General features: G+C 64.2%; 20 protein-coding genes and 1 pseudogene. 3 read left to right on the plus strand and 18 right to left on the minus strand.

The annotated features are described in order from the left end of the window. Positions 1 to 91: 91 nt before the first annotated feature. The 6 genes from I2H81_RS02170 to larC2 all read right to left on the minus strand — a co-directional run bounded on the left by I2H81_RS02170 (position 92) and on the right by larC2 (position 5,507). A complete protein-coding gene (locus I2H81_RS02170) occupies positions 92 to 1,096 on the minus strand; it encodes a Ppx/GppA phosphatase family protein (RefSeq protein WP_195644351.1) in 1,005 nt (334 codons plus the stop codon). Between the two features lie 20 nt (positions 1,097 to 1,116). After that, positions 1,117 to 1,878, minus strand: coding sequence for an FtsB family cell division protein (locus I2H81_RS10350; protein WP_229108000.1), 762 nt, complete (start codon positions 1,876 to 1,878; stop codon positions 1,117 to 1,119). A 195-nt stretch (positions 1,879 to 2,073) separates the two neighbouring features. Then, on the minus strand, positions 2,074 to 3,363 hold the full coding sequence (gene eno / locus I2H81_RS02180) for a phosphopyruvate hydratase (protein ID WP_117769943.1): 1,290 nt from the start codon (positions 3,361 to 3,363) through the stop codon (positions 2,074 to 2,076). Between the two features lie 189 nt (positions 3,364 to 3,552). Beyond that, the gene (gene mazG / locus I2H81_RS02185) at positions 3,553 to 4,413 is read right to left on the minus strand and encodes a nucleoside triphosphate pyrophosphohydrolase (RefSeq protein ID WP_195644352.1); all 861 of its coding nucleotides are present in this window, start codon (positions 4,411 to 4,413) and stop codon (positions 3,553 to 3,555) included. A 2-nt stretch (positions 4,414 to 4,415) separates the two neighbouring features. Next, the gene (gene yfcE, locus I2H81_RS02190) at positions 4,416 to 4,964 is read right to left on the minus strand and encodes a phosphodiesterase (RefSeq protein ID WP_195644353.1); all 549 of its coding nucleotides are present in this window, start codon (positions 4,962 to 4,964) and stop codon (positions 4,416 to 4,418) included. Positions 4,965 to 5,021: 57 nt separating this feature from the next. After that, positions 5,022 to 5,507 carry a nickel pincer cofactor biosynthesis protein LarC2 gene (gene larC2, locus I2H81_RS02195; protein ID WP_195644354.1) on the minus strand — a complete coding sequence of 162 codons (486 nt, stop codon included), beginning with the start codon at positions 5,505 to 5,507 and terminating at the stop codon, positions 5,022 to 5,024. A 383-nt stretch (positions 5,508 to 5,890) separates the two neighbouring features. On the opposite strand from larC2, the gene I2H81_RS02200 reads away from it, so the two are divergent. The 3 genes from I2H81_RS02200 (at position 5,891) to I2H81_RS02210 (ending at position 10,908) form a co-directional block, all read left to right on the plus strand. Next, complete coding sequence (locus tag I2H81_RS02200) at positions 5,891 to 9,457, plus strand: ABC transporter ATP-binding protein/permease (protein WP_195644355.1); 3,567 nt, start codon at positions 5,891 to 5,893, stop codon at positions 9,455 to 9,457. After that, a complete protein-coding gene (locus I2H81_RS02205) occupies positions 9,457 to 9,876 on the plus strand; it encodes a nitrous oxide-stimulated promoter family protein (protein ID WP_195644356.1) in 420 nt (139 codons plus the stop codon). The genes I2H81_RS02200 and I2H81_RS02205 overlap by 1 nt, the downstream gene beginning before the upstream one ends. 120 nt (positions 9,877 to 9,996) lie before the next feature. After that, positions 9,997 to 10,908, plus strand: a complete 912-nt coding sequence (locus tag I2H81_RS02210; protein WP_195644357.1) for a PHP domain-containing protein — start codon at positions 9,997 to 9,999, stop codon at positions 10,906 to 10,908. A 27-nt stretch (positions 10,909 to 10,935) separates the two neighbouring features. On the opposite strand, the gene hisE is transcribed toward I2H81_RS02210, so the two are convergent. From hisE to I2H81_RS02270, 12 genes and pseudogenes are all read right to left on the minus strand, one after another. Then, complete coding sequence (gene hisE / locus I2H81_RS02215; RefSeq protein WP_117797555.1) at positions 10,936 to 11,253, minus strand: phosphoribosyl-ATP diphosphatase; 318 nt, start codon at positions 11,251 to 11,253, stop codon at positions 10,936 to 10,938. A gap of 15 nt (positions 11,254 to 11,268) precedes the next feature. Further along, positions 11,269 to 11,496 carry an RDAC family protein gene (locus I2H81_RS02220; protein WP_195644358.1) on the minus strand — a complete coding sequence of 76 codons (228 nt, stop codon included), beginning with the start codon at positions 11,494 to 11,496 and terminating at the stop codon, positions 11,269 to 11,271. Then, entirely contained in the window at positions 11,493 to 11,834 is a 342-nt protein-coding gene (gene hisI, locus I2H81_RS02225; RefSeq protein ID WP_195644359.1) for a phosphoribosyl-AMP cyclohydrolase, read from the minus strand. Before hisI ends, I2H81_RS02220 begins: the two co-directional genes overlap by 4 nt. A 159-nt stretch (positions 11,835 to 11,993) precedes the next feature. Beyond that, positions 11,994 to 12,776, minus strand: a complete 783-nt coding sequence (gene hisF, locus I2H81_RS02230) for an imidazole glycerol phosphate synthase subunit HisF (protein WP_195644360.1) — start codon at positions 12,774 to 12,776, stop codon at positions 11,994 to 11,996. 3 nt (positions 12,777 to 12,779) lie between these two features. Beyond that, positions 12,780 to 13,523 (minus strand): 1-(5-phosphoribosyl)-5-[(5-phosphoribosylamino)methylideneamino]imidazole-4-carboxamide isomerase, encoded by a 744-nt coding sequence (locus I2H81_RS02235; protein ID WP_195644361.1) that lies wholly within the window; start codon positions 13,521 to 13,523, stop codon positions 12,780 to 12,782. Further along, positions 13,520 to 14,221 (minus strand): imidazole glycerol phosphate synthase subunit HisH, encoded by a 702-nt coding sequence (locus tag I2H81_RS02240; RefSeq protein WP_195644362.1) that lies wholly within the window; start codon positions 14,219 to 14,221, stop codon positions 13,520 to 13,522. The genes I2H81_RS02235 and I2H81_RS02240 overlap by 4 nt, the downstream gene beginning before the upstream one ends. Positions 14,222 to 14,301: 80 nt before the next feature. Next, the gene (gene hisB / locus I2H81_RS02245; protein WP_195644363.1) at positions 14,302 to 14,889 is read right to left on the minus strand and encodes an imidazoleglycerol-phosphate dehydratase HisB; all 588 of its coding nucleotides are present in this window, start codon (positions 14,887 to 14,889) and stop codon (positions 14,302 to 14,304) included. Then, positions 14,890 to 16,005 carry a histidinol-phosphate transaminase gene (gene hisC, locus I2H81_RS02250; protein ID WP_195644364.1) on the minus strand — a complete coding sequence of 372 codons (1,116 nt, stop codon included), beginning with the start codon at positions 16,003 to 16,005 and terminating at the stop codon, positions 14,890 to 14,892. 1 nt (position 16,006) lies between these two features. Then, positions 16,007 to 17,446 (minus strand): histidinol dehydrogenase, encoded by a 1,440-nt coding sequence (gene hisD, locus I2H81_RS02255; RefSeq protein WP_195644365.1) that lies wholly within the window; start codon positions 17,444 to 17,446, stop codon positions 16,007 to 16,009. A 105-nt stretch (positions 17,447 to 17,551) separates the two neighbouring features. Then, a complete protein-coding gene (hisG, locus tag I2H81_RS02260; protein WP_195644366.1) occupies positions 17,552 to 19,267 on the minus strand; it encodes an ATP phosphoribosyltransferase in 1,716 nt (571 codons plus the stop codon). A 326-nt stretch (positions 19,268 to 19,593) separates the two neighbouring features. After that, a complete protein-coding gene (locus tag I2H81_RS02265; RefSeq protein WP_195644367.1) occupies positions 19,594 to 20,430 on the minus strand; it encodes a sugar phosphate isomerase/epimerase family protein in 837 nt (278 codons plus the stop codon). 73 nt (positions 20,431 to 20,503) lie between these two features. Continuing rightward, positions 20,504 to 20,692, minus strand: a pseudogene (locus I2H81_RS02270) (SIS domain-containing protein); the annotation flags it as partial.

A 20,692-nucleotide genomic window follows, 5' to 3' on the forward strand; every position in this document is an offset into this window, starting at 1 on the left:
GAACGTCCCTAAGTGCCGGCTGTTGAGTTGCGGTGGAATAGGGACTGTTCGGTGCCCGAAAGGGCGATTTTAGTCCGTATTTCACCGCAACTTATTGGAGGGTGCTGAGAGTGGGGGTCCAGCCGATGGTGGGGGTCGCGCCGTCGAGAGTCTCGTTGATGGTGGCAGCCATACCGGCGAGCAGGCTGTTCTCGCTTACGGTGAGCGTGTCGTAGTCGCCGGCTCGCATAAGCTCGCGAATCACCACGGCGCCAGCCAATATCACGCCCGCGCGCTTGGGCTGCACGCTCGGTAGCGCGGCGATGCCTTCCGCGTCCAACACAGACATGCGCTCGATAGCGGCCGAGACCTGCTCCAGCGACAGCTCGCGTAGGTGCACAAAGCTCGAATCATACGGTTCCAGCTCGTGAACGAGTGCCACGAGCGTGGTGACGGTGCCACCCACCGCAACGAGGCGCTCGGCGCGCTCAAAGTCGACAGGCAGGCCCTCAAAATAGGCGGCGAACTGCTCGCCTGCCCACGCGGCAGCGGCAGCAAGCTCGCCATCCGCGGGCGGCAACGCGGAGAAAAAGCGCTCCGTCACGCGACGGCAACCGATGTCCAGCGAGCGCGTTCCCTCCAGCGCAAAGACGCTGCGCTCCGGAGCGTATACGCCCGTCGCGAGCTCCGTGGAGCCGCCGCCCGAATCCGCGACGATGATGCGCTCGCCGGCAAAGTCGTGCGCCACGCCAAAAAATGTCAGGCGCGCCTCGACCTCGCCCGGAATCACCTGTGGTTTGAGCCCCAACTCGCGCAGGCCGTCCAGCAGCAGGGCGGCATTAGACGCATCACGCGCGGCACTCGTGCACGTGGTGCAGATGCACACGGCCCCAAAGGCACGCGCCTCGTCCACAAACATGCGGCATGCGGCGAGCACGCGCTCGACCGCTGCCTCGCAAAAGCGGCCCGTCGCGTCGACGCCCTCGCCCAGATCGGTAATCTCGGTATGCTTGAACGATTCCACGATCGCCCCGGCCTCGACCTGCGCCAGCACCAGTCGCGACGACACCGTTCCCAGGTCGATCGCCGCCACCTTATATCGTTTGCAACCTGCCATTGCGGGCTCCCCTCTGGGCGCTACTCGCCGCTGGACGCGACCGTCTGACCTTCGACGCCGTTAAAACCAAACAACATGTCGAGCGTCTGAATGTACCACGGCGCGTCCTTGCCGACTTCCTCAATCTCCTTGGCCACTTCGCTGGCCTTTTTGGCGTTCGACGACTTCTTGCTCGAAGACGAATCCGAATCGTCGTCCAAGCCCAGCACGTCAATCTTGGTCTCGCCGGGCATCACCAGGCCCAAATCCTCGGTCGCCGCGTCCTTAATGCCCTCCTCCGAGAGCAGTTTGTCGACACTTTTTTGCAGCTCGTCGTTGTATTGCTGGCGAATCTCGACCTGCTTGGCCAAAATGTCGCTCGAGCGCTTGGCAACGTAGAGGTCGCGCACGGGAAAGTACAGGCTCACGAGCACCAAGGCAACGACAATGCCGATAAACAACCCTCGCTGGGGTCCGTGGGTAAAGTCGTAAATCGCCTTGACCACCGCGTTGTCGTTGGCGTAGTGCATAAAGTCCGAACCCGAAAGACGGCTCGAGGGCCTGGACGACTTGTCGTGCGCTTGAGCAGACGGGCGTGATTCGTACGTCGCGCTCGACGGACGGTCCAGGCGATGCGTCGACATATTCGTTTGAGCATGGGAGTGCGAAGTGCCCGCCGTGCGATGCGTGGGACGGGCAGCACCCGTATAATCGGGCCCACCGAGCTGCACCGTGCGCGCACGGCGAGGCGACGGCTCGCGCGAACCGGCGGAATAGTACCTGTTGTCGTAAATCTGATCCATGTGCGCCTTGTGCGGTTGAGGTTTGTTTGCGCTAAGTCCTTTAGTTATAGCACGAGCGCCCGCACCGCCTTCGCCAGCCTTTGCTCGACATAAAAAAGGCGCTGAGCCATATGGCCCAGCGCCCACAGCGCTTTGCGGCGTCCAGCCAAGGCGGGGCGGAACCGAGTCAGCCTCCCCCTCGCCAAATTCGCCCGTTTAGCGAATGTTGTAGAACGCGGCCTTGCCGGCGTAGCGCGCGCTGCCCTCAAGCTCGTCCTCGATGCGGATGAGCTGGTTGTACTTGGCGATACGGTCGCTGCGGCACGGGGCGCCCGACTTGATCTGGCCGGCATTGACGCCCACGACCAGGTCGGCGATCGTGGAATCCTCGGTCTCGCCGGAGCGGTGGCTCACGATGCAGGCGTAACCGGCCTCCTTGGCGGTCTCGATGGCCTCGAGCGACTCGGTGAGCGTACCGATCTGGTTGACCTTGACCAGGATCGCGTTGGCGGCACCCAGCTCGATGCCCTTCTTGAGGCGCTCGGTGTTGGTGACGAACAGGTCGTCGCCCACCAGCTGCACCTTGTTGCCAATGCGACGGGTCAGCTCGACCCAACCGTCCCAGTCCTCCTCGGCCATACCGTCCTCGATGGAGATGATGGGATAGGTGTCGACGAGCTTCTCCCAGTAATCAACCATCTGAGCACTCGTGTACTCCACGCCCTCGCCCTTGAGCTCGTACATGCCGGTCTCGGCGTTGTAGAACTCGGTGGACGCCGGATCCATGGCGTACATGAAGTCGACGCCGGGCTTAAAGCCGGCCTTCTCCACGGCCTTGGTAATGTACTCGAACGGCTCGGCGTTAGTCTTGAGGTTGGGCGCAAAGCCGCCCTCGTCGCCCACGCCGCCGCCCAAGCCGGCCTCGTGTAGCACGCCCTTGAGGGTGTGGTAGACCTCGGCGCACCAGCGCAGACCCTCGGCAAAGCTCGGGGCGCCCACCGGCATGATCATGAACTCCTGGAAGTCGACGTTGTTGTCGGCGTGCACGCCGCCGTTGAGGATGTTCATCATGGGCGTGGGCAGCAGATGGGCGTTGACACCGCCCAGGTACTGGTACAGCGACAGGCCCGCCGACTCGGCTGCGGCGCGGGCAACGGCCAGCGACACGCCCAGAATGGCGTTGGCACCGAGCTTGGTCTTGTTGGGGGTACCGTCCGCGGCGATCAGCGCGGCATCGACGGCGCGCTGATCGAAGGCATCGAGGCCCACGACGGCATCGGCGCACTCGTTGTTGACGTGCTCGACGGCCTGCGAGACACCCTTGCCCAGATAGCGGCCCTTGTCGCCGTCGCGCAGCTCGCATGCCTCAAAGGCGCCGGTCGAAGCGCCCGAAGGCACCATCGCGCGCCCGAAGCTGCCGTCCTCGAGCACGACCTCGACCTCGACGGTGGGGTTGCCGCGGCTGTCGAGCACCTCGCGACCGTAGACATCCAAAATATCGCTCATGTTGTCTCCCTCTCACTTGGAAACGTAATGGATGCAAGCGACCGGCTGACCGTGCACCGTCGGTGCGCCTCCGTAAGTTAGCCATGTCGCACTTTTTGCATTATGCCCTAAGTTAGCCGAGGGATACACTTGTTTTTCGAAAAATTTAGCGGGAACGATGCGGCGTGTCAGCCCGTCGTTCCCGCAGTCTTACTCCTCTGCCTTGGCGGCATCCCAGAGGTCATTGAGGCCGTGGGTCGAAAGCTCAGCCAGATCCACATGGGCGTTGGCAGCCATCTGCTCCATCGCGGCCCAGCGACGGCGGAACTTGGCCGTGCTCGCGCGCAGAGCACTCTCGGCGTCTATGCCCTCCTTGCGCGCAACGTTGACCAGGGCAAAGAGCAGGTCGCCAAACTCTATCTCGCGCTCGGGCGAGCCGGGAGCCTCGGCCTCAAACTCGGCACGTTCCTCGGCGACCTCGTCCCACACGTCCTGGACCGTCTCCCACTCAAAGCCCACGGCCGCTGCCTTGCGCGACACCTTCTGGGCCTGCATCAGCGCCGGCAGATGCGTGGGCACGCCGTCGAGCAGGCCCTCGGGTGCAGCCTCGCCCGCCGCCACGGCCTTGTCCTTGGCGGCCTTCTCGGCAAGCTTGACCTCGTCCCAAATCTTGAGCACCTCATCGGAGCTCTCGGCGTCCGCATCGCCAAACACGTGCGGATGACGGCGAATGAGCTTGGCGTCGATATCGCGTGCCACGTCGGCAAGCGTAAACTCGCCGGCGTCCGCCGCAATCTGCGCATGCAGCACTACCTGCATGAGCACGTCGCCGAGCTCCTCGCGCAGGTGTGCCGCGTCGTCGGCCTCGATGCAATCGAGCGCCTCGTAGGCCTCCTCGATCATGTTCTTGCCAATGCTGCGGTGCGTCTGCTCGCGGTCCCACGGGCAGCCATCGGGCTGACGCAGACGCCAGATGGTCTGCACCAGATGCTGCAGCTCGGCCGACGCGTCGACCAGCGTGGACAGGTCGCGCGAGCCCTCGGCATTTTGCTGAGCCATGTGCTGCGCCATGGTTAGTCCTCCTCCAGGATCACGTGGCGGAACGCGCCGCCCTCGTAGATGCCGTAGCTGTGCGTGCCGTCCTTGGGGATGCTCACGCTGCCGGGGTTGAAGAGCCACAGGCCCGGATGCGCCTCGCTTACCTCGTTAACCTTGATGTGCGTGTGGCCGTAGACGAGCGCGGAGCCCTCGGGCAGTGTGGGCGCGTGGTCGACGCTGTTGTGCATGCCGGCGCCAAAGACGTGGCCGTGCGTCAGGAACAGCTCGCGGCCGCTCTCGTCAAACAGCGTGGCGTAGTCGGCCATGACGGGAAAGTCGAGGACCATCTGGTCGACCTCGGCGTCGCAGTTACCACGTACCGCGATGATGCGGTCGGACAGGGCGTTGAGCAGCGGAATGACGCGCTTGGGGGCGTAATCGCGCGGCAGGTCGTTGCGCGGGCCGTGGTAGAGCAGGTCACCTAGCAGCACGATGCGGTCAGGCTGCTCGGATTCGATGGCGGCGCACAGGCGCTCTGTCCAGTATGCCGAGCCGTGAATGTCGGAAGCGATGAGGTATTTCATGGGGAGTCCTTTCGGAGTGGGGCTGATGTGGCCGGGCGCGAGATGTCGCCGGCCGCGCTATTCAAATCGCAGTGCCGAGGCTTGTGCCGCCTGCATCACGCGCTGGAGCGGCACGTTATGCTCGCGGGCAAGACGGGCGCAGTCCTCGTACTCGGGCGCCGCACGCTCACTGCCGTCGGGCAGGGTGGCTACTTTGACGGCTACCTCGCCCCAAGGCGTCGCTACCTGCTCAAAACGACGCGGCAGGCAAACGCGTTCCATCACCTGGCGACGAACGGCGTTGGTCGTGGTTTCCAAAAAGATAATCGTCTGCAGACGGTCAATGTCCTCGCGGGCGCAGATTACCTGCAGCTGCCAGCCGGGGCGGCCTTTTTTGCAGTAGAGGGGCAGCCAGTGCACCTCGCGGGCGCCTGCCTCGCGCAGGCGGTCGGCGGCATAGGCGAGTACCTCGGGCGACGCATCATCGATGTCGCACTCCAGCTTGACGATGGTTTCGGGCGCATCGGTCTCGCGGGACAGCGGAGATGTACTTCCACGTTGCATACGGTCCGGATCCTTTCCGCACGGGCTCGTTTTATTCACCCAAACGCTAGCACATCGAACGTGGCACAGGCGTGACTTTCGTCCGTCGTCGCCCTTGCCCCTATCCAAACATGTACGTCAGCCTCCAAACATGTCATTTTTTGTCGGTTTTGGAGGCTGACGTACACGTTTTGGAGCGGGCCGCACACGATCAAAATTGCGCCCGCATTCCGTCCACCACAAAGTTCGCCGCACTCAACAATTTTGAACTTTCTACGCAGTTCATCGGCCAAAAAATTACCCTCGGCATACTTATCCGCTGCATGATGTTACTCTAGTTGCATTTGGCTAACTAAGCGGCTGCCGAGGACCCCGCCTGGCACCGTTACGGCATAGGAGGTTTCATGTTCGAGAAGCGGCTCTTCTCCCTGGTTCCGCAGGCAACGCCCTACATTATGGCAAGCGTCCTGTTTAAGTGGATCGCGCTCATGGCAAACATCACGGTGATGTGGATGCTTGCGCGCATCTTGGGCGGCATCGTCACGGACGGCCTTTCGGCCGCGCTCGCCGTCGACGCCCTCGCACAGGCAGCCTTGCCGCTCGCCGCCGCCATCATCATGCGCGCCGCCTCCATCTACCTGGCCCAACGCGCCGGCGACAAGGCCGCGTTCGAGGCCGTCCGCCGCGTGCGCTCGCTCGTCTACGACAAGCTCACCGCACTCGGCCCCTCCTACACCGAGACCGTCCCCACCGCCGAGGCCGTCCAGACCAGCGTCGAGGGCGCCACGCAACTCCAGGTGTACTTTGGCGGTTATCTGCCGCAGCTCTTCTTTGCCGGCTTGGCACCCATCACGCTGTTTGTACTGCTCGTGGGCCAGGCGGGTCTTCCCGCCGCGCTGCTGCTCGCCTGCGTTCCGGTCATCCCCGTCTCCATCATGATGGTCATGCGCAACGCCAAAAAGATTGGTGCCGAGTACTGGGGCAGCTATGTCGATCTGGGCGGCATGTTCCTGGAGGCCGTGCAGGGTCTCACCACCCTTAAGGTCTACCAGGCCGATCGCAGCTGGCACGAGCGCATCAACGCCGAGTCCGAGCGTTTCCGCACAGCGACTATGCGCCTGCTGGTGATGCAGCTGCGCTCCATTTGCGTTATGGACCTGGTCGTCTATATGGGCGCCGCGCTCGGCATTATCGTAGCCGCGCTGCAGCTCGCCACGGGCAAGATCGGCTTTGAGGCGGCCTTCCTCATCGTCTTTCTGTCGCAGGAGTTCTTTTTGCCCATGCGCCGCTTGGGATCGCTGTTCCACACGGCCATGAACGGCATGGCCGCCTCGCGCCGCATGTTTGGCATTTTGGATACGCCCGAGCCCGAGCGCGGCGATGTTGAGCTTGACGGCCGCGGCGATATCGAGCTTGCGGGCGTGAGCTATGCCTACGGCGACCGCACGGTGCTGGACAGCGCCAGCGCGAACATTGCGCACGGCTCGCTCGTGGCACTCGTGGGCGAAAGCGGCGGCGGCAAGTCCACGCTCGCGGGGATTATCTCGGGCCGCAAGGGTGCCTACCGCGGCAGCGTGCGCATTGGCGGCGTTGAACTGCGCGATGCCACGGCCACCTCACTCATGCGCGCCGTCACGCTGGTGTCCACCAACGGCTACCTGTTTGCCGGCACCCTGCGCGACAACCTGCTGCTCGCCCAGCCCAACGCCACCGATACCGAGCTTTTGCGTGCGCTCGACCGCACGCGCGTGGCGGCCTTTGTGCAGGCCAACGGCGGGCTCGACATGGTGATTAACGAGGGCGGCACCAACCTTTCGGGCGGCCAGCGCCAGCGCGTGTGCATGGCCCGCGCCCTGTTGCACGACTCGCCGATCTATGTGTTTGACGAGGCCACGAGTAACGTTGATGCCGCAAGCGAGGCCGCGATCGGCGAGGTCATCGCGTCGCTTGCCGGCGGGCACACTGTAATTGTGGTGGCACACCGCTTATCGACGATCGTAGACGCCGATCAGATCCTGGTGCTGGAGCGTGGCCGTATTGCCGAGCACGGAACTCACGGCGAGCTCTTGGCCACCGCGGGCGCCTACGCGCGCATGTGGAACAGCCAGGAGCAGCTCTCGGCATATGCGTATGCGGAGGGTGATGCCGAGGATGCCGGCGCGGTTGAGGCTGTTGACGGCAGCACCGCCCGTACCGATGGCCTCAACGGTGCCGGCTCGTCTTCCGCTACCGCGGCGCCTGACTCCGGCCGCGCCCGTCGCTCGGCGCCGTCCATCATGTGGCGCATGATGGGGCTCGTCCGACCGCTTGCCGGCTGGCTTGTGCTAGCCGTCGCGCTGGGCAGCATTGGCATGCTCACCGCCGCGTTCGTGCCGGCCTTTGGCGCCCTCGGCCTTATGGCCGCGCTGGGCCGCAACGCCTTGGGGCTTGGTCTGATCGCAGCATGCGCGGCCTGCGCCGCCTGCGGCATCGCACGCGGGCCGCTCCACTACGGCGAGCAGCTCTGCAACCATTACATCGCATTCCGTCTGCTCGCGCACGTTCGCGACCTGGTGTTTGGCGCCCTGCGCCAGCTCGCCCCCGCCAAGCTCGAGGGCCGCGGCAAGGGCGAGCTCGTGAGCCTGGTCACCTCGGATATCGAGCTGCTCGAGGTCTTCTACGCGCACACCATCTCGCCCATTGCCATCGCTCTGGTCTGCACCGTTGTGTTTGAGGGCTTTTTGCTGGCTGTGAGTCCCGAGCTCGCGGGCATCGCGCTCGTGGCCTACGCGGTCCTGGGCGTGCTGCTGCCCCTGACCTCGGCCAAGGCATGCGGCACCACCGGCCGCCAGAGCCGCGAGGGCGCCGGTAAGCTGGGCGCCTTTGTGCTCGACAGTCTACGCGGCGCGTCCGAGACTATCCAGTTTGCCGGTGGCGCCGATCGCAGCCGTGCCCTGGGCAAGCTGACCGAGCGAGTCGGCGCCGTGGACGCGCGCCTCAAGCGCCGCCAGGCGGCCAGCGAGGCCGTAGCCGATGCGCTTATTCTTGCGGCCAATCTGGTGATGCTCGAGCGTGCGCTGCAGCTGGTTTCTGCGGGAACGATTGATTTTGCCGCAGCGTTTGTCGCCGTCTTTACCTTTGTGTCGTCGTTTGGCTCGGTGATGGCCGTGAGCCGCCTGGGCGCCTCGCTGCAGGAGACGCTCGCCTCGGGCGCACGCGTGCTCGATTTGCTCGACGAGCAGCCCCAGTGCGACGAGGTCGCCGATGGACAGGACGTTGAGTTTGCCGGCGCCGCAGCCGAGCATGTGAGCTTTAGCTATGCGGACGGCGTGGACGCGGGCGGTGCGGGCGCCACGGAGCAGGCCGCGAATGACCCCGCTTCGAGTCTCATCCTCGACGACGTGACCTGCACCTTTGCGCCCGGCACCATGACCTGCATCATGGGGCGCTCGGGCTCGGGCAAGTCGACGCTGCTTAAGCTGCTCATGCGTTTTTGGGACCCCGCAGCCGGCACCATCACGGTGAGCGGCGTCGATGCCCGCCACATCAACACGGCGAGCCTGCGCAGCCACGAGGCCTATATGACCCAGGACACACATCTGTTCTGCGGCACCGTACGCGAGAATCTGCTGGTTGCGCACGCCAGCGCCACCGATGCCGAGCTGCTCGACGCTTGCCGCTCCGCTTCGCTTACCGCCCTCATCGACCGCCTGCCGCAGGGTCTCGACACGCCCGTTGCCGAGCTGGGCGACTCGCTTTCGGGCGGCGAGCGCCAGCGCATCGGCCTTGCGCGCATCTTCCTCAACGACGCGCCTTTCATCTTGCTCGACGAGCCCACCAGCGCACTTGACGCTCTCAACGAGGCAGCCGTAATGCAGGCCGTTGACGAGCTCAAGCGCCGCGGCAAGACCATTGTGCTCGTAAGCCACCGTGCCAGCACCTGCGCGTTTGCCGATTTCTCGCTTTCGGTCGAGCACGGGAGGCTGAGCTAATGGCGCGCACCGCCGACACGCCGGAGCTGGCGCGCAAACGTGCACGCGAGGCCCAGATGGTGTCGCAGATGATTGCACTGTGGTGCCGCGGGCATCATGGCGGCGGGCATGCGGTCGAACAGGCTGGCGACGATGAGCCCGTGCGCGTGAAGCTCGGCCTTCGGACCATTACGCTCTGCCCCGAATGCGCCGAGCTGCAGAAATACGCCATCGCGCGCATTGAGCACTGCCCGCACATGGGCACCAAGACATTTTGCTCGGCCTGTCCTTCGCATTGTTACCGGCCTGCCATGCGCGAGAAGATCCGCGAGGTCATGCGCTGGTCGGGACCGCGTATGATCCGCTATCGTCCCGTCACCGCCGTGCGGCACGCGATTATAACCGTGCAGTCCAAACGAGCGGCGGCGCAAAACAAGTAGCCGCCGGCGCCGGCACGCGCCGCCTGCCCTTTCCAATCGATTTCGACCCCCGGCGTGCCCGGCGTGTTGAGAGCTGCGCCATTACAATGAAGCGGATTCGCTTGACGCAAAGGAGCCGCCATGTCCGCTTGCCCGCTGGTCGATTGTCACACCCACACCTCGTTTTCGGACGGCCATGCCTCGTTTGATGACAACGCCCGTGCCGCTGCTGCGGCAGGCTGCCGCGTCATGGTCTCGACCGACCACCTCGCCCTGCCTGCCAGTATGGATGCTAACTGCGAGGTGCAGGTCGTCGAGGGCGACTTGCCGGCACATCGTCTGGCCTTTGAGGACGCCCGCAGGCTTGCCGCGCAAATCGCGCCGGAGCTCGAGCTTATCTATGGCTTTGAATGCGATTGGTACGAGGGCTGCGAACCCTTGGTTGAGCGCTGGTCCCAGGGCGCCGTGGTGCGCTTGGGCAGCGTGCACTGGATTGGCGACCCAGGCGATATCATGGCAGGTGCCGCGGGTACGGCGGGAACGGAAAACGTCGCGCGCCCCGATACACCCGATTCCCTTTGCGGCTGGATCGACGACGATACCAACCTGCATGTTTGGGAAAACCTGGGCGTGCGCGGCGTGTGGGAGCGCTATGTCGATGACTGGTGCCGAGCCTGCGAGAGCCCGCTCAACTTTGATGTAATGGCTCACCCCGACCTAGTCATGCGCTTTTCGAAGGAAGGCTTTGCGCCCGATTTTGATCCGGCACCGTTTTGGGAGCAGATGGCCGAATGCGCTCACGACACGGGTCGCCGTGTCGAAGTCTCGACCGCCGCGCCGCGTAAGGGCCTCGACGACTATTACCCCTCGACGGGGCTGTTGCGCTGCTTCGCCCACGCCGAGGTGCCAATCACCTTTGGCTCGGACGCACACCGCGCCTGTGACATCTGTTGGAATATCCGCGAAGCGCAAGCCCACGCCTACGACTGCGGTTATCGAACCTTCGACATCCCCCACCCCACCGGCGAATGGGAGTCCACGCCCCTCGCCTAACTAGTCGTTTAAGAACGTCCCCGATGACTAGTGGCGGCGGGCGTTGAGTTCGCCGGCCAGCTCGTCGAGGGTGATGCCGTAACGCTCAAGGGTTACGAGCAGGTGGTAGACCAGGTCGCCGGCTTCGTAGCGGATGTGGTCGTGGTCGTTGTCCTTGCAGGCCATGATGACCTCGCTCGCCTCCTCGGCAAGCTTCTTGAGCAGTTCGTCCTCGACGTCGGTCAGCAGACGGGCGGTATAGCTCTCCTGCGGCGATGCGTCGCGACGACCGTGAATCACCTCGGCCAGTCCCGTCAGCGTCTCGCCGATATTTCCCGGCTGCACGTTAGCTGTTCTGACTCCCATGGTTATTTCCTCTCGTTACTGCAGCGTAAAGTAGGTACCGGTCTCATCGAACCGAGGCTTTGCGCCCTTTTTCTCAAAGAACTTGACGATGACGACATGGGCCTCATCGAGCCTTTCTTTCTCGACCTCGAGCCAAAGCGACTGCGCCCCGCAGGCATCAGTCAGGTGCACGCGGCATGGCACGCCCGCGCGGAGGAGCTCGACGTTGCAGTCGGCGACCTCGAACGGCGTCACGACCCTCATCGCGCTCCCCCTTCCACGCGCTTAAAGAAGCAGGTACGGTTGCCGGTATGGCAGGCAGGACCCGGCGAGTCGACCTTGACCAGCAGCGTATCGCTATCGCAGTCGGCCCAGAGTTCCTTGACCTCCTGCATGTTGCCGCTCGTCGCGCCCTTGTTCCAGAGCTCCTGGCGACTGCGGCTCCAAAACCACGTGGTCCCGGCCTTAAGCGTAAGCCCCACCGACTCCTCGTTCATCCAAGCAACCATAAGCACCTCACCGGTGTCATACTGCTGAACCACACAAGGAATCAGCCCGCGGGCGTCGTATTTAAGATCAGCCGCTTCTACTACCTCAGTCATCATTTCTCCCAAGTAACAAACGAAACCCCACAGGTCGGCGAGGGTTGCCCAGGTGCCGCAGGTTGTCGCGAAAAAGGAGCGACGCGTACTTTGGTACGCGAGCGACGGTTTGAGCGGCAAGATGCGGTGCCTGGACAAGCCACAGCGAAGCCCGCAGCATTAGAAGTCCAACCTCACAGGAATACCTTGGCTGGCCATATACTCCTTCACCTGGCGAATGCTGAAGGTTCCAAAGTGAAAGACGCTCGCCGCCAGCACGGCGTCGGCCTCGCCCTCGATCACACCCTCGGCGAAATGTTCGAGCGTGCCCACGCCGCCGCTCGCGATGACGGGAATCGGCACTGCGCGCGCCACGGCGCGAGTGAGTGCCAGGTCAAAGCCGGCCTTGGTGCCGTCGCGGTCCATGCTGGTGAGCAAGATCTCGCCGGCGCCGCGACGAGCCGCTTCCTCGGCCCACGCCACCGCATCGATACCCGTGGCGTTGCGGCCTCCCGCGGTAAAAACCTCCCACTTGTCGGCACCCGGCTGACCGGACAGGCCAACGCGCTTGGCATCGATCGCCACGACCACCGCCTGGCTGCCAAACGCCGCGGCGGCCTGGCTGATCAACGACGGATCGCGCACGGCGGCAGAGTTAAGCGACACCTTATCGGCACCGGCGGCAACCATGGTTCGCATGCCCGCCAGGTCGCGAAAGCCGCCGCCAACGGTATAGGGAATGGCGAGCTCCTCGGCCGCGTGCGCCGCCATCTCGATGGTCGTCGCGCGGTTGTCGCTCGTGGCGGTAATGTCCAAAAATACGACCTCGTCCGCACCCTCGCGGTCGTAGGCGCGGGCCAACTCCACCGGGTCGCCAGCATCGCGCAGGCTCACAAAGTTGACGCCCTTGACCACGCGGCCGTCCTTAACATCCAGGCAGGGAATGACGCGTTTGGTAAGCATGGGCTACTCCTCCCCTCGAGCGGCTGCTAGCGCCTGGGCCAGCGTAAAATTACCCTCGTAGAGCGCACGACCGGTAATGGCACCCTCGATAGCATCCTCGCCCACCGCGGCCAGCGCGCGGATGTCATCAAGCGTCGAAATGCCACCCGAAGCCACGACGGGAAAGCCCGCGACCTCGGCCACATGGCGATATGCCGCCACGTCGATGCCCGTCTGCATGCCATCACGCGCGATGTCGGTATACACCAGATGCTTAAAGCCCAGCTCGGAAAGCTGTGCCACAGCGTCGTCGAGTGCCACGCCCGCGCCATCGCGCCAGCCGTTCACCTTGACCTGGCCGTCTCGTGCGGCAATATCTGCCACCAGCAGCTCGCCAAAGCCTTGGGCCGCCACCTCGGCAAAACCCGGCTCAGTCACCAGCACGGTGCCCAGTGCGATGCGACGCGCGCCGTAGCCGGCCAGCTCGTCGATGCGCGCAAGCGAGCGAACGCCGCCGCCCACGTCCACGGACAGACCGTCGACGCCGCAGATGGCATCGATCGCCGCCGAGTTGGCAGCGCATGCGTCCTCGTCCTCGCCAAAGGCAGCGGACAGGTCGACGACGTGCACCCAGCTCGCACCCTGCTCGGCAAAGGAGCGGGCAACGGCGACGGGGTCGTCGGAATATACCTTGCAGCGGCTGCGGTCACCGCGCTCCAGGCGCACGACCTTGCCGCCGATCAAATCGATTGCGGGAAACAGGATCATCGGCCGGCCTCCTCGACGATGTTGACGAAGTTCTTAAGGATGCGCTGTCCCAGCGCCGAGGATTTCTCGGGATGGAACTGGCAACCCCACACGTTGCCATGACGCACGATGCACGGGAAGCTCCGCGTATAGTGCGTGTGCGCCAAGACGTCGGCGGCATCGGCGTCGTCGGCCACCGCGTAGCTGTGGGTGAAGTACATGTTGGCGCCCTCGGCAAAACCGGCGAGCAGCGGATCGGCCGAGCCGGCAGGCGTCATGTGCACCTGGTCCCAGCCCACGTGCGGGACCTTCAGACGACTCGACTCCAGGCGCGTGCACGAACCGCGCATGATGCCCAGGCCATCGACCCGGGGGCCGCCGGCCTGCCCGAAGGCGTCGCCGTCCGCGGCAACACCCTCGCCCGCAGGAACACCCTCGTTGCCGCGCTCAAAAAACAGCTGAAGGCCCAAGCAGATGCCGAGCAGCGGAGTTCCAGCGGCGACGGCGTCGAGCACCGCGTCCGCCTCGCCGCTCTGGCGCATAAAGGCGATCGCGTCATAGAACGCGCCCACGCCCGGAATGACCAGGCCGTCGGCGCGGCGGATTTGCTCCGGGTCGTCCGATGTACAGGCGGCGGCACCGGCGCGCGCAAGCCCGCGCACGACGCTCGACAAGTTGCCCTTGTGGTAGTCGACCACCACGATCTTCGGTTCGCCCACGCGACCCTCCCTCTTCTCTTTGTCCAAAACCACCACAAAGGGGACAGGCACCTTCGTGGTGGTTTCTGCCTTTGTAGCGGTTACAGTGAGCCCTTGGTGCTAGGGATGCCCTGCACTCGGGGATCGAGCTCGCAGGCATGGCGCATCGTGCGGCCCACGGCCTTAAAGGCGGCCTCGATAATGTGATGCGAGTTGCCGCCCGCTAGCTCGCGCACATGCAGCGTGAGCTTGGCATCGCGCGCGAAGGCGTAGAAGAACTCGACCGCCAGCTCGGTATCGAAGCTGCCCACGCGCTCGGTCGGCACGGGCAGCTCGCAGTAGGCCTGCCCGCGGCCCGAAATATCAACAGCAGCCATCACAAGCGTCTCGTCCATGGCAATCGCCGCGTCGGCAAAGCGTGTAATGCCCGCCTTGTCGCCCAGAGCCTGGCAAAACGCCTCGCCCAGCACAATACCCGTGTCCTCGACGGTGTGGTGCGCATCGACCTCCACGTCGCCCACCGCGTGCACCGTCAGATCGAACAGGCCATGACGGCCAAAGGCGTTGAGCATGTGGTCGAAAAACGGTACGCCGGTCGAGATATCGCACACACCGGATCCATCCAGGTCAAGCTTGACAACAATGTCGGTCTCGCCCGTCTTGCGGTTTACCTCGGCATAGCGGTCCATCTACATCTCCTCCTTCACCAGCGTGGCAAACGCGACCAGCACCTCGTCGTTTTCCTGCGGGGTACCCACGGTAATGCGTAGACAATCCGCGAGCCCCGGCGCGTAGCTAAAGTCGCGCACCAGAATCGAATACTCGTCGCGCAGACGCTCGCGCACGCGCGTGGCATGCGGCGTGCGCACGAGCACAAAATTCGCCGCGCTCGGCCATGCCTCCACGGGCATGCCCTCGGCAGCCATTGCGCGCAGGGCGCACAACTCGCGCTCGCGCTCGGATGTAACTTGCGCCACCACGGGTGCATACGCATCGCGGGCACGCACGCAGGCAAGCGCTGCGGCCTGGCTCAGCACATTGACCGAATAGATCTGGCGAATCGCCGCGAACACATCGATGACCTCGGGCGCCGCGATCACATAGCCCAGACGCGTGCCGGCGGCGCCAAACGCCTTGGACAGCGTATGCAGAATCACCAGGTTGGGATGCTCGGCGATAAGGCCTTGCGCCGTGGTGGCCGTGCCAAACGAATCGTCGGCAAACTCAACATAGGCCTCGTCGACCATCACCATGCCGGGGCATGCATCGCACAGGGCCGCGACAAAGTCGAGCGGCGCCACATCGCCCGTGGGATTATTGGGCGAGGTCACGATTGCCAGGTTGCACTCGGGCGCGGCCGCGAGCACAGCTGCCTGGTCGAGCTCAAAGGTCGCGGGGTCGCGCCACACGTCGCGCACCTCGGTCTGGCACAGCGACGCAAAGAACGCATACTCGCTAAAGCACGGCGGGCAGTTGAGCAGGGTCCGCCCCGCGCCGCCAAACGCCAGCAGGTAGTTATAGAGCAGTTCGTCGCCACCGTTGCCCACGCAGATATTCTCGCGCGTCACGCCATGCCAGGCGGCTAGCTCGTCGCGCAGGTCGTTAGACATGGGATCGGGATAGCGGTTGAGCGGCATGGCAGCCAGGGCCGCATCAACCGCCTCGCGCACGCCGGCGGGCACGGGATAGGTGTTCTCGTTGGCCGAAAGATTGATGCGCGTGGGCGTAAAGTTAGGATCGTAGGGCTCAATACCTGCCAGATAGGGCTGGACGAGCTCCTTCATGCGCGGCGTGAGTTCGGCCATATTAGGCCTCCCCACCGGTCACACCGGCGCCATCCGCGCCCGCAGCCGCCGTCAGGTCCACGCCCTCGGCAACCGTCGCCACGGCGTCGCCCGGCCAGGCAACCTTAGTCAGGTCGGCCGCGGCCAGCGACTCGGCACGCACGGCATCCTCGCCCTGTTCCAGCACACGGCGACGCAGAGCGGCGGAAAGCGCGTGTGCCCACAGGCCCTCGGCCTCGGCCAGGCGCTGCGTAGCGGGAGCGTCGGAGAGCAGACCCTCGGGCGTATAGCAAATGACGCTCGAGCGCTTAACGAACTCTTCGACCGAAAGCGGGTTGGAGAACATGGCCGTGCCGCCGGTCGGCAGCGTGTGATTTGGGCCGGCAACATAATCGCCGAGCGGCTCGGAGCTCCAGGCGCCCACAAAGATGGCGCCGGCGTTGCGAATACCGCCGAGCAAGCCCATCGCATCCTTGCAGTGCAGCTCCAGGTGCTCGGGCGCCACGGTGTTCACGGCCTCGACGGCGGCAGCCATGTCTGCGGCCACCACGATGGTGCCCTCGTTATCGAGCGAAGCGCGCGTGATCTCGGCACGCGGCGACTGCGCCACCAGGATGTCGATGCCAGCCTCGACCTCGCGCGCAAACTGCTCGTCGCAAGTCACCAGATAGCAGGCTGCCAGCGGATCGTGCTCGGCCTGGGCCATCAGGTCTGCCGCGACCACCATAGGCTTGGCCGTGGCGTCGGCCAGCACGCAGACCTCGGAGGGACCGGCAACCATATCGATACCCACATCGCCCGAGACAATCTGCTTGGCCGCGGCGACAAAAGCGTTGCCCGGTCCGGTAATTTTGTCGACGCGCGGAATGGTCTCGGTACCATACGCAAGTGCGGCCACGGCCTGAGCGCCGCCCACCATATAGATCTCGTCCACGCCGCCGAGCTTTGCCGCGGCGAGCGTGTAGGGACTGATCAGGCCGTCTTTTTGCGGCGGGGTCACCATAACCACGCGCTTGACGCCGGCGACCTTGGCGGGAATGGCGTTCATGAGCACGGTGGAAGGATACTGTGCACGACCGCCCGGCACGTAAATGCCGGCAGCGGCAAGCGGGGTCACCTTAACGCCGAGCATCGTGCCGTCCGGGCGCGTGGTAAACCAGCTCTGCTCGACCTCGCGCTGGTGGAACTCACGAATCTGGCGCGCGGCCTTCTCGAGCGCGGCGACAAAGGCCGAGTCGAGGCCTTCGAGCGCGACATCGATCTGCTCTTGCGGCAGGCGGAAGCTCTGCAGCTCGACACCGTCAAAACGCTGACAGTAATCGCGCACCGCGGCATCGCCGTTGGCACGCACGTTGGCCACGATATCGCGGGCGGCGTCGACGATGTTTTGCGGCAGCACGCCCTTGCGGTTGAGCTGGTTGGTAACGAGGCGCTCACCGGGAGCAAGCTTGATGGTCTTCATATCGGTATCCCCTATCGGTCGAGGTTGTGTTCGAAAAACGAGAGGCCGGGCGGCGGCGCCAATCGGCCCGCAGCCCGTACGTCGGGGCGCCCGTGCGCGCTCGCGCTATTGTGCCGAGCCCGCGACGGGCTCAAAATGCTTGTCCTTAACGGCCGCGGCCAGGCGATCTGCCAGATTGCGTACGCGCGGATCAAGGCGCGCAGCACCCGGATTGACAAAGAAGCGGGCCGTGCAGTCCATGATGCGACCAGTGATGACCAAGTCGTTGTCGCGCAGGGTGGCACCAGTGGCGGTAATGTCCACGATGCGATCGGTCATGCCGACGATGGGCCCCAGCTCGATATTGCCGTGCAGCGAAACTATGTCGGCGTTCACGCCTCGCTCGGCATACCAGGCACTCGCGATGCGCGGATACTTGGTTGCCACGCGAAGCGACCCGCGGCGAGCATAGTTGCGCTCGGCCTGACCGGCGCGCCATGCGGGCTCCGCCTCGATAAAGGTGCACAGGCCATAGCCCAGGTCGACCAGCTGCAGCAGGTTGAGGTCTGCCTCGATAAGCGAATCCCAACCGCAGATGCCGCAATCGGCACCGCCACAGCCCACAAAAGCAGGCGCGTCGCTGGGGCGCACGATGACAAACTCGATATCGCCGACCGCGCCCTCGCCGACACGCGTGTCGCGGCCGCGCACGATTAGATGACGGCCGGGGTCACGCAGCTCGGAGACGTCCAGGCCCGCGGTCTCGAGCACGTCGAGCGTGTCGGCCTTAAGCGAGCCCTTGGGCACGGCGATACGCAGCGGCCCCTCGGCGCCACGGCCCACGGCGTGGTCGCCATCGGAAGCGGCGTCCTCGGCCGAGGTGCGCACGGCCTCCAGACGCTCGAGCGAAAAGGCGAAGCCCGCCGCCGGCACCTCGATACCGTCGCCAAACGCACCGGTAAAGATGGAGTCGTAGCGTCCGCCCGAACCGACCGGATCGGGCAGGCCGCCGGCATAGGCCTTAAAGACCAGACCCGTGTAGTAATCAAAAGAATTCATGATGGAGAAGTCGAAGGACAGCACCTGGGCGTCCTCGGGAGCCAGGCCCTCGACCAGGGCACGCAGCTCGAGCGTCAGCGGCGCGACGATGCCGGCAGCCTCCAGCAGCGCATCCACGCGGTCGAGCACCTCGGCACCACCGTGCAGGCGCGGCAGCTCGCTAATGGCGGCCTTGACGGCATCGGACTCGGCGCTGGCAGCCACGCGGGCATCGAGGCCCACAAAGTCGTTGGCATGCACGCAGCGCAGGGCCTCGGCAGCCAGCTCACGATCCTCGCATACCGCGAGCAATTCCTTAAAAGGACGCACGCTGCCTGCGATAATGCGCGCATCGGGAAGTGCCAGCTCGCGCACGGCCTCGGCGACCAGCGAGACAATCTCGACATCGCCCGAGGTATCGCCCGCGCCGATAAGCTCAAAGCCCAACTGCGTAAACTGGCGCGAACCACCGGCATTGCGCTGACACTCGCGAACCACCGGCGCCTCGTAACGCAAGCGCAGAGGCAAGTCGGCAGCGCGCATACGGGTCGAAACCAAGCGCACGATCGGCAGCGTGTTGTCGGGACGGACCACCAGCAGGCGGCCATCATCGTCAAAGAGCTTAAACGGCGTGTCCGCAATGCGGCCGCCTTCCTCGAGCGAGCCCTTGTCCTCGAGCAGCGGCGTCTCGACCGGCAGGTAATGATGCTCCCTAAAGCAGCCCTTCACCGTACATGTGATCTCCTCGCGCGCCTGAGCCTCCTCGGGCAATATGTCCCGGAATCCCCACGGTGTGGCCGTCATCTGGTGAGCCTCCTCATGCTGTGTTTCATATAGAGCAGAAGACCGGCATAGCTCCGCCGGTCTTCTGGGTACTTTAGCATACTAGAGTGTTTGCGGGGAGAATCGTCCTCCTCTGCTCATAGCGTATTCATTTGGAAACATAGGGGAAAGCGCGTCCCGCCCGCCAGCCAAAAACTGGGATGCGGTTTCCGGTTGAGGTCCTCAGCGGAAAGTGTGTCCCATTCTGAGCGCCTGTTCTGGGACGTGCTTTCCGCCAGAAGCCTCAAGCGGAAAGCACGTCCCGTTTCTCAAAAAGCGTCAAACGCCAACTCGGCGCCCTGTCCCACTTAGGCGCCAATCGCACGACGATACTCTGCCATTACCTGCGCATCGGCAGCTGCGGGGTCGGCAAAATAGCGCCAGTCATAGGTCTCGGCCGAAACAACTCCGCGATAGCCGCGCGCCACCAGCCTATCCAGGTCGGCGCGCATATCGCGGTCGCCGTCACCCCAGGCAAGATGCGTCGTGCTATCTGCCGCAACATCGACAAAATGCACGTGGGCGACATCATCGCCAAGCAGATCGAAATAATCGTCGATGGTATCCCCCGCCACCGCCATAGCGCCCAAATCCAGACACGCCTTAAGTGCCGGATGATCAACTGCCTCGATCATGCGCTTCGTATCGGCCGCCGAGTTCACGATCATCGACTCAACCGGCTGTAGGGCCTCGAGCACCAGTCGCACGCCGCGCTCTCCCGCATGCTCGGCAATCGCACGCAGCATCGAGGCGCTGCGACCCCACGCGTCCTCGATCGGCTCGTTCAAAAATGCCCAGCCGCTCGAGACCATGACCTGCTCGGCTCCAAGTTCCGCCGCGATATCTACAACGTTCTTAAAGTACGCGAGCGTGCGGGTACGCGCCTCATTCCCGCGCGCCGCGATATTCCACGGCTTGGGGTTGTTCTGTTCGGGACAAAGCCCCACAATCCGAACCCCATACCGCTGCGACAGCTCCCGTACCCGCTCGAGCGAATCGTATCCATGGCAATCGACATACAGATGCATCGCCCCGGTCCAAAGCTCGCAACACGTGTAGCCCGAGGCCGCTGCCGAAGAAAAGAATTCCTCAAGGTCAAAATAACGATGGCTGATATTCATAACGGCAAGCTGGGGGTAGCTCATAATTACTCTCCAACCCAAACGGGGCCCCGTTCCATATAGGAGCGGGGCCCAATTACACAAACGATATTTGCTCTTAGTAATCGAACTGGTGATAGTAACGACGATAGTTCAGGTTGTGCTTGGTGACCGTCTCGTAGTAAGCGGCAAGGCGATCGGTGATCAGCGAGGAGAGGATCCACGGGGAGACGATGACGCGGAACTCGTCGTCAAGGCCGGGGATCGCGAACTCGGCGGTGTCGATGATGTTGATGTCGGTGTCGCC

It is taken from the genome of Collinsella aerofaciens, from assembly GCF_015561195.1.
In the GTDB taxonomy this organism is placed as follows: Bacteria; Actinomycetota; Coriobacteriia; order Coriobacteriales; family Coriobacteriaceae; genus Collinsella; species Collinsella aerofaciens_AC.